Below are 8,487 nucleotides of genomic sequence, written 5' to 3'. Positions count from 1 at the left end.
CGGCGCATCCTCAACTCCGGGTCGCTGCTGGCCGCCGGAACCTTCGGCCGCACCGCCCTCATCCCCGAGGACACCCCGGTCGCGCGGCAGTTCGCGGACCAGGAGTGGGTGGTGACGTACGCCCCGGAGCCCGACGAGCCGGAGGCGCTGGCGGCGGCGATCCTGGAGGCCCTCGACGGGCAGGAGGAGCGGCATCGTGCCGCGCACGAGTTCAGCCGGACGTACACGCCCTATGACATGTCGCGCGACTATCTGCGGCTGCTCGACGGGCTGGGCCGGGACAAGGTGGAGGAGACCCGATGACCACGCCCGAGCTCTCCATCGTCGTCCCCACGCACGACGTCGGCCTGTGGGTCGGCGAGCTGCTCTCCTCGATCCTCGACGACCAGTCGACCGAGCAGGAGCCGATCGATCTGGAGGTGATCCTCGTCGACGACGCCTCGAGCGACGACACGTTCGAGATCGGCCAGGCGTACGCAGCGCGCGACCCGCGCCTGAAGGTGGTCCGCTCACCAGGCAAGGGCGGGGGACAGGCACGCAACCACGGCGTCTCGCTGGCGCGGGGACGTTTCCTCGCCTTCGCGGACGGCGACGACCTGGTGCCGCGCGGGGCGTACGCCGCGATGCTGCGCAAGACGCGGACCACCGGCTCGGACATGGTGGTCGGCCGGTTCTTCAAGCTCTTCAGCGACCGGGTCTGGTGGCCGGTGCGGGCGTGGCCGGCCTTCGACGAGGAGCGCACCCTGGTGAGGCTGGCCGAGGCGCCGTCGGCGCTGCGCAACCGGGCCTGCTGGAATCGGATCTTCCGGCGCGACTTCTGGGACTCGGCCGGCATCTCGTTCCCCGACGCGTCCCGGTCCAACGACATCGAGCCGATGGTGCACGCCCTGACCACGGCCCGCTTCGACGTCGTCACCGAGACGGTCTACGTCTATCGCGACCGGCCCGGCCCGGGGTCGATGACCGCGAGGTCGCACTCGCCCGCGGGGATCATCAGCTATCTCGAGCAGGAGCTGCGCTGTGCCCATCGGATCATCGAGCTCGGCGACCCGAAGGTGCGCGCGGAGTATGCGTCGCTGATCTTCGCCGCCGACGGTTGGATGGCGATCGTCCGGGCGCTGCGTGGCATGTCGGTGATCGACCAGGTGGCGCTCGAGCCCGCGCGGGTGCTGGTCGCCGAGCTGGTCGGGCTCTTCGACGATCCCAGCAACGACGACCTGATCGACCAGCTGGAGCGCGACAAGCGGTGGGGCTGGCGCCTGGTCGAGGCGGGCCAGTGGGCGACCGCGGCCCGGCTGATCGGCGAGGGGGTCCGCTGGCCCGCCCGGCCGGTCTCGGACCTTCTCGAGACGCTGCGGCTGCTCGCCGACAGCGGCGTGATGCCGCTGCGTACGCTCCGGCGGCCGCTGGTCAACGTCGTCTCGACGATCTCGATGGCCGACGAGACGCTGGTCGGGGACGATCTCGCCGACCTGGTGCTCAAGCATCGCGACCTGTTCACCGCGGTCGCCGAGGCCGCCGCCCAGACTTCCGCGGCGCCGAGCTGGCGCCTGGGGCGGATCATGGCCGCCCTCGAGGAAGGCCCGGAGCTGCTGCGCCAGGTGGTCTCGGGCGCCACCGACCCGGTCGTCGCCACCTCGCTCTCGCTCGTCGACGGTCGGGCGCATCTGCGGCTGGCTCACACGATGGTCGAACCCGAGACCCTCCGGGTGGTCTTCCTCCACGACCGCCGTCGCCGCTCCCTGGACTACGGCGCCGCCGAGCTCGCCTCCGGGCGGCTCGAGGTGGCGCTGCCGACCTCCGCGCTCTCGGGCGGGCGCTGGCGGATGCGGTTCGAGGGCCGCGACGCCCTCGGCGAGTTCGCCGGTCCGGTCATCATCCACGAGGACGTGATCGGCGAGCGGCTCGCGGAGCGAGCCCAGATCATCCGGCTCGACGGCCGCCCGCGCCACGGGATCGAGATCCCGTTCAGCCTCGGCGAGCGGGGCGTACGCAAGGCCCGCCGGGTGGCGGGACGGATCGTGCGGCGGGTCCGCCGGTGACGGCTCTCGCCGTCGCGCCGACCACGCCCGAGCAGACCACCCCGGTACGGGACAAGCGGCTGGAGATCCAGGCGCTGCGTACGGCCGCCGTGTTGGGGGTGGTGCTCTTCCACCTGTGGCCCGAGGCGATCCGAGGCGGGTTTGCCGGCGTGGACGTCTTCTTCGTCATCTCCGGCTTCCTGATCACCTCCCACCTGGTGCGGGAGGCCGCCAAGCCGGGCGGGGTGCGGCTCGGCGCCTTCTGGGCGCGCCGGATCCGGCGGCTGCTGCCGGTGGCGCTGCTCGTGCTCGTGTGCAGCGCGGTGGCGACGTACGTCCTGGTGCCGGAGGCACTGTGGCAGCAGTTCCTGCGGGAGACGGTCGCGGCCGCGTTCTATGTGGAGAACTGGCAGCTGTCCTGGGCCGCGGTCGACTATCTCGCCGCCGAGGACCCGCCCTCGCCCGCGCAGCACTACTGGTCGCTCTCGGTGGAGGAGCAGTTCTACATCCTCTGGCCGCTGCTGATCCTCGCGGCCGGACTGCTCACCCGGCGTCGGCCCGCGCTGCGGCTCCCGGCGATCCGGGCGGTCATCGTGGCCGTCCTCGTGGGCAGCTTCGCGGCGTCAGTCCACATCACCGCGACCGATGCTGCTGCTGCGTACTTCGTCACGCACACGCGCGCGTGGGAGTTCGCCGTCGGCGGGCTCCTGGCCGTTCTCCCGCTCTCCCTGAGCCGAGCCCCCTCGCGATGGGCGCCGGTCCTGGCGGTCGCGGGCTGGGCCGGGCTGCTCGGTGCGCTGATCCTCTTTCGTGAGTCGCTGCCGTTCCCTGGCTGGGTGGCGCTGTTGCCGGTCGTCGGGACCGCGCTGGTGATCTGGGCGGGCGTCCCGCGCGGCCTCGGCGCCGGCGTCGTCGGCAACCCGGTGGTGCAGTGGGTCGGCACCGTCTCCTACTCGCTCTATCTGTGGCACTGGCCGCTGATCGTCGTGGTCCCTGACACCGGGCCGGTGCTCGGCACCTGGCCGCGGGAGCCGCTGATCCTGCTGGCCACCATCGGGCTCTCGGCGCTCTCCTACCGGTTCGTGGAGACGCCGTTCCGCACGGGGCCGCTGCTGCGGACCTCGCCACGGGCCTTCGGGTTCGCCGTCCTGGGGATGGCCCTGGTCGCTGCCGTCGCGGTGCCCGGGATCGTGCACGGCCGCAACCTGGTCGAGAAGAGCCGGGAGCAGGCGAACGCGCTGGCCTCGGGTGACGTGGAGTGCTTCGGCGCCTCCGCGCTGCTCGGATCCTCGCCGGGGTGTGAGAACCCGGAGCTCGACGGGGTGCTGCTTCCGGCCCCGATCGCCCGCAAGGACGACACCGGCAACGCCTACGACTGCTATCTCACCGAGCGCCGGACGTACGCGCCCGATGCCCGTCCCAAGGTGTGCCATCTCGGCTCCAAGGCCCCCGACGCGCTCCGCGTCGCCCTGGTCGGTGACTCGCACGCCGCCTCCCTGGTCCCGGGGCTCTCCCGGGTCGCGACGAGCTCGGGATGGTCGGTCGACGCGATGGTCGCCAACGGCGGCGGACTGCTTGCGGCGACGCCGGACGACGAGCGCCGCGCCTACCGGAAGGCCCTGCTGGCGAGGCTGACCGAGAAGAAGGCGTACGACCTCGTGCTGGTCACCCAGCGGCGCAGCCCGTCGCTCGCGGCCGGCGAGCCGGACCCGGTCACCGAGCGACTGGTCGACGCCTGGCGCCCGATCCTGAAGCGAGGCACGAAGGTCGTCGCGCTCGCCGACAACCCGATGCTCACCTCGTCGGCGACCAAGTGCCTCGACGGTGCGGAGTCGCTCGAGGACGCGTCGGGGTGCGAGATGAGCCGCCAGGAGGCGTACGCCACCTCCGACCCGCTCGCCGAGGCGGTCCGTCGCGCCGGCCCGGGTGCTTCGCTGGTCGACCTGTCCGGTGCCTACTGCCGCGAGGATCGGTGTCCGCTGGTGGTCGGGCACGTGCTGGCCTACCGCGACCAGACCCACATCACCGCGACCTTCTCCAAGACCCTGGCGCCCTATCTGGTCCGGGCCGTCGAAGCCGGCCTCTGAGATGGGCCTCTAGGATCAGGCCCGATGAGCACTCCTGACCGCAACGTTCCCACCCGCGCCGACTACGTGCACTGGCGCACGATCACCACCCGCTGGCGGGACGACGACGCGTACGGGCACCTCAACAACGCGACCTACTACGAATACTTCGACACCGCGGTCAACGCCTATCTCTTCGAGACGACCGGTGTGAACGTACGCAAGCTGCCGCAGATCGGGATCGTCGCCGAGACCTCGTGCCGCTACCTGCGCGAGATCGGGTTCCCCGAGCCGGTCGAGGCCGGGCTGGTCGTCGACAAGGTCGGGACCTCGTCGGTGATCTACCGGATCGGGCTCTTCCAGGGTCCGGGCGAGGAGGCCGCGGCCGAGGGGCGGTTCGTGCACGTCTACGTCGACAACACCGGTGAGTCGCGTTCGGTGACTCCCTTGCCCGAGCCGATCCGTGATGCGGTCATGCCGCTGCTGCGGTGACCTGCGGCGGCGGAACTCCGCGTGACGCTTGGGCCAACCGTCGCGTGGCACCATTCACGCATCGTCGGCACTATGACAATCTGACCCACTGCAATTGGCTGATCTAGAGCGTCTTGGGGGACCTCTGTGGACGAAGAGTTGAAGCGCATCGCTCGTGGCGGCCTGCGCAGAGGGCGGGACCTGGCCCGCAAGGTCTACAACGACTCGCCCCTCTACAGCCGTGCCGACGACGTACGTCTGCTGGTCGACTGCCCTCTCTTCGACCACGAGTGGTACGCCGAGCAGGTCGGTGAGCGCCTCGACCGCAAACGGGCGGCCCGGCACTATCTCGAGCAGGACCCGAGCCGTCCGCTCGCCCAGCCGAGCCCGCTCTTCGACCCGGAGTTCTTCGTCGCGCGATTGACCCCGCGGCTGCGCAAGCAGATGGGGGAGCAGGACCCGTTCCTCTACTGGCTGCGCGCGGAGCTGTGGCTGCAGCCGACCCACCCGCTCTTCGACACCGACGGCTACACCGAGCGGCGCAAGACCGAGAGCTTCTACGGTGGCGCGATCGGGCACTACGTCGATCGCGGTGCTCGCAACGGACGGCGGGCCAACGACTGGCTGGCGCAGGTCGACGGCAAGTTTCCCGACCTGCGCGACTGGATCCGGGACCGCCGGTCGGAGTGGCAGGCCCGGCAGGGCGGCCCACGGACCTGGCAGCCGGTCATCGACCGCGAGGCGGCCATCAAGGTCGCACCCGGCCGCGCGCCGGCTGGGACCGTCAGCGTCATCGTCGACCTCGGCGCCTCCGACGAGCTCGCCCGAGCGACCCTGGACAGCGTCGCCGCACAGACCGGGGTGAGCACCGAGGTCATCGTCATCGACCGTGGCCTGACGCCCGACCTGACGCCGGCGATCGGCGACCTCGTCCCCGGCGCTCTGGTCGTGCCCGGGGACCCGGATCGTGGCGAGCCGGGGGTGGTCGCGGCGTTCGCGCGGGCCGACGGCGACTTCGTGGCGTACGTCGCCGGGGGAGAGGTCTGGAGGCCCGGTCGTCTCGCGCGGCTGGTCGCGGCGGCGGAGTCCGCCCGGCTGCCGCTGGTCGCCGACGTGCTGGAGCGACCGTGGCAGCCTGAGCAGCGGTTCGCCGTGGACGTACCTCCAGTTTCTCCGGGCCCCGACGTCCCCGGCGCCCTGATGCGGGTGCTGGTCTCGCGGCTGCTGATCTCGGCGTCGTTCCTCGACGAGGTCGGCGGACCGCGCGACGACATCGGCTTCGGCTGGGCCTACGACCTCGCGCTGCGGCTGACCTCGAAGGCGGTCGTTGAGGTCGTTCCCGAGGTGGGCGTCGAGCGCCTGCAGGGCATCAACCCGCGCCGTCCGCGCCGGGACCGGCTCCGACTGGACGCCTTCGACCTGGAGTCGTGGGAGGACGTCGTACGCAACCGGGCCTTCGTCGACTGGGCAGCCCTCGCCTCGCGGACGCCCGACCCGGACGTGGTCTCGATCGTGATCCCGACCTACGACGACTCGCTGCTGACCGTTGGCGCGGTCGAGGCCGTGATGGAGCACGGCGCGGGGTCGAAGCGGATCGAGGTCGTGGTCTGGGACAACGGCTCCTCCGCGCAGGTCTCCGCGGTGCTCGACTCGCTGCCGCTGCGGTTCCCCGAGGTGAAGGTGGTGCACAGCACCGTCAACCACAACTTCGCGCTGGGCAACGACTTCGCCATCCCGTACGTCACCGGGGAGACCGTGGTCTTCCTCAACAACGACACCACGGCGCTGCCGGGCTGGCTGGAGCCGCTGGTCGCCGCGCTCGAGGATCCCGAGGTGCTCGCCGCGCAGCCGCTGCTGCTCTATCCGAGCGGGTCGGTGCAGTCGGCCGGGGTCGTCTTCCCGCCGTTCGGTGGGTTGCCCTACAACATGCTCGCTGAGTATCCCCGCGAGGACGCCGCCGGGCTCGAGGGTCACCGGCTCTCCGCCCTGACCGGTGCGGCGCTGGCACTTCGCTATCGCGACGTCGTCGCTCTCCAGGGGTTCGACCCGATCTACACCAACGGCATGGAGGACGTCGACCTGTGCCACCGGCTCGCGTCGCTCCGCCCCGGCTCGTTCCGTGTCGTGACCTCATCGGAGGTCGTGCACCACGAGTCGAAGTCGAAGGGCCGCTTTCTTCGGGCTCCACGCAACCGGCTGATCTACCTCGACCGCTGGGCCGGGCGCGTCGAGCCTCGTGACGACGTCGCGGCCTGGGCCGCGTGCGGCTATCAGGTCGTCGGGCGGGCTGCTGCCGGGGAACCCACCGGCCCTGCGAAGACGTACGCCGCCACCCGCCCGATCCTCGCGCCGATGCCGCGCGTCTCGGTCGTCGAAGGCGTTTCGCGGCTGCGCTGGTCGATCAAGATCTCTGCCCCCGGGGCGCCGGAGGGGGAGCGGTGGGGTGACACCCATTTCGCCCGCGCGCTGGCCGGCTCGCTGCGTACCCTCGGCCAGTCGGCGGTCGTCGACCACCACTACGAGTGGGAGCGGCCGAGCGGGCAGGACGACGACGTCGTACTCACCCTGCGCGGCCTCTCGCGCTACTTCCCCTCGCCCGACGGCCGGATCAACATCGGCTGGGTGATCTCCCACCCCGACGCGGTCACCCGCGCCGAGGCCGCCGGGTTCGACCGGCTGCTGGCCGCCGGGCCGCGGTGGGCCGAGCGGATGTCCGCGCGCTGGGGGATCCGCATCGACCCGTTGCTGCAGGCCACCGATCCCTCGCAGTTCAACCCGGACCGTGCGCTGCCCGACTCCGGCCACCCGGTGCTCTTCGTCGGGACCTCTCGTGACGTCGAGCGACCGATCATCCACGACGCGGTCTCGGCGGGGCTGCCGCTGTCGGTCTACGGCCACGGCTGGGAGTCCTACATCCCGCGCCACTATGTCAAGGCCCAGCACATGCCCAACGGCCGCCTCGGGGCCGAGTACCGCGCCGCCGGGGTCGTCCTCAACGACCACTGGACCGACATGCGCGAGGACGGCTTCATCTCCAACCGCCTCTTCGACGCCGTCGCCTCCGGCGCCCGGGTCATCTCCGACGACGTCGTCGGTCTGCGCGACGTCTTCGGCGACACCGTGCAGGTCTACGAGACCCTCGAGGACCTGGTGAAATGGTCCTCGATGCCCGACCCCTCGGTCGTCTTCGGCACCGACGAGCACATCCGCGCCGAGGCCTCCCGCATCCACCGCGACCACGGCTTCGCCGCCCGCGCCCGCTCCCTCCTCGACATCGCGCTCGAGGAGCGCGCCAAACGCGGCCTCTCCTAGCCGAGAAGTCACTCGTGCAGGCCGAGAGGTCGCTCGTGCAGGCCGAGAGGTCAGTTGTGCAGGCCGAGAGGTCACGTACGAGCGCACCTGCCAGAGTGTCCGCATGACGAAGCTATCGGTGATCCAGCTGCGGGAGCGTGACGCGCTGGTCCGGGACGTACGCTCGCTCTCGCCTGACCAGTGGCGCTCGTCGACCCTCTGCGGAGAGTGGGACGTGGAGGAGGTCGTGGCTCACCTCGGCGCGGCCTCGCGCCTCTCGTTCCCGGGCTGGCTGCGCAGCATGATCGGCGCCCGGTTCGACCCAGACGTACACAACCGGCGGCGGCTGGAGGAGTTCCGCGGCGCCTCGCCTGAGGAAACTGTCGCGAGATTCGCGGAAAGTGGCCCGATCGGGCTCCCGCGCAAGGAGAGCGCCGGCGGGCTGGGGGAGATGATCGTGCACTCCGAGGACATCCGGCGCCCGCTCGGCATCAAGCATGATCCCGACCCGGAGGGACTCCTGGCCGTAGCGACCTTCTTCGCCACCAAGGACTTCGCGGTCAACAGTTCGACCCTGGTCTCGGGACTCCGCCTCCGGGCCGTGGACGCGGAGTTCGACGCCGGCGACGGCCCCGAGG

Annotated in this window: 6 protein-coding genes; all 6 read left to right on the top strand. The window is 71.3% G+C overall.

What is annotated here, in order from left to right:
* Positions 1–303 (top strand): hypothetical protein (locus ACRDPS_RS09905; protein WP_431501464.1); only part of this gene is annotated, 303 nt, incomplete at its 5' end.
* Complete coding sequence (locus ACRDPS_RS09900; RefSeq protein ID WP_431501463.1) at positions 300–2,042, top strand: glycosyltransferase family 2 protein; 1,743 nt, start codon at positions 300–302, stop codon at positions 2,040–2,042. The genes ACRDPS_RS09905 and ACRDPS_RS09900, both read left to right, overlap by 4 nt.
* Positions 2,039–4,108 carry an acyltransferase family protein gene (locus ACRDPS_RS09895; RefSeq protein ID WP_431501462.1) on the top strand — a complete coding sequence of 690 codons (2,070 nt, stop codon included), beginning with the start codon at positions 2,039–2,041 and terminating at the stop codon, positions 4,106–4,108. Before ACRDPS_RS09900 ends, ACRDPS_RS09895 begins: the two co-directional genes overlap by 4 nt.
* A 24-nt stretch (positions 4,109–4,132) precedes the next feature.
* Positions 4,133–4,579, top strand: a complete 447-nt coding sequence (locus ACRDPS_RS09890; RefSeq protein ID WP_431501461.1) for an acyl-CoA thioesterase — start codon at positions 4,133–4,135, stop codon at positions 4,577–4,579.
* A gap of 126 nt (positions 4,580–4,705) precedes the next feature.
* Positions 4,706–7,870 carry a glycosyltransferase gene (locus tag ACRDPS_RS09885; RefSeq protein ID WP_431501460.1) on the top strand — a complete coding sequence of 1,055 codons (3,165 nt, stop codon included), beginning with the start codon at positions 4,706–4,708 and terminating at the stop codon, positions 7,868–7,870.
* Between the two features lie 103 nt (positions 7,871–7,973).
* Positions 7,974–8,487 (top strand): maleylpyruvate isomerase family mycothiol-dependent enzyme (locus tag ACRDPS_RS09880; protein ID WP_431501459.1); only part of this gene is annotated, 514 nt, incomplete at its 3' end.

The organism is Nocardioides sp. (assembly GCF_050699375.1).
Classification (GTDB): Bacteria; Actinomycetota; Actinomycetes; order Propionibacteriales; family Nocardioidaceae; genus Nocardioides.
Note: the sequence above shows the minus strand (reverse complement) of the source record. Positions and strands in the feature narration are given on the sequence as shown.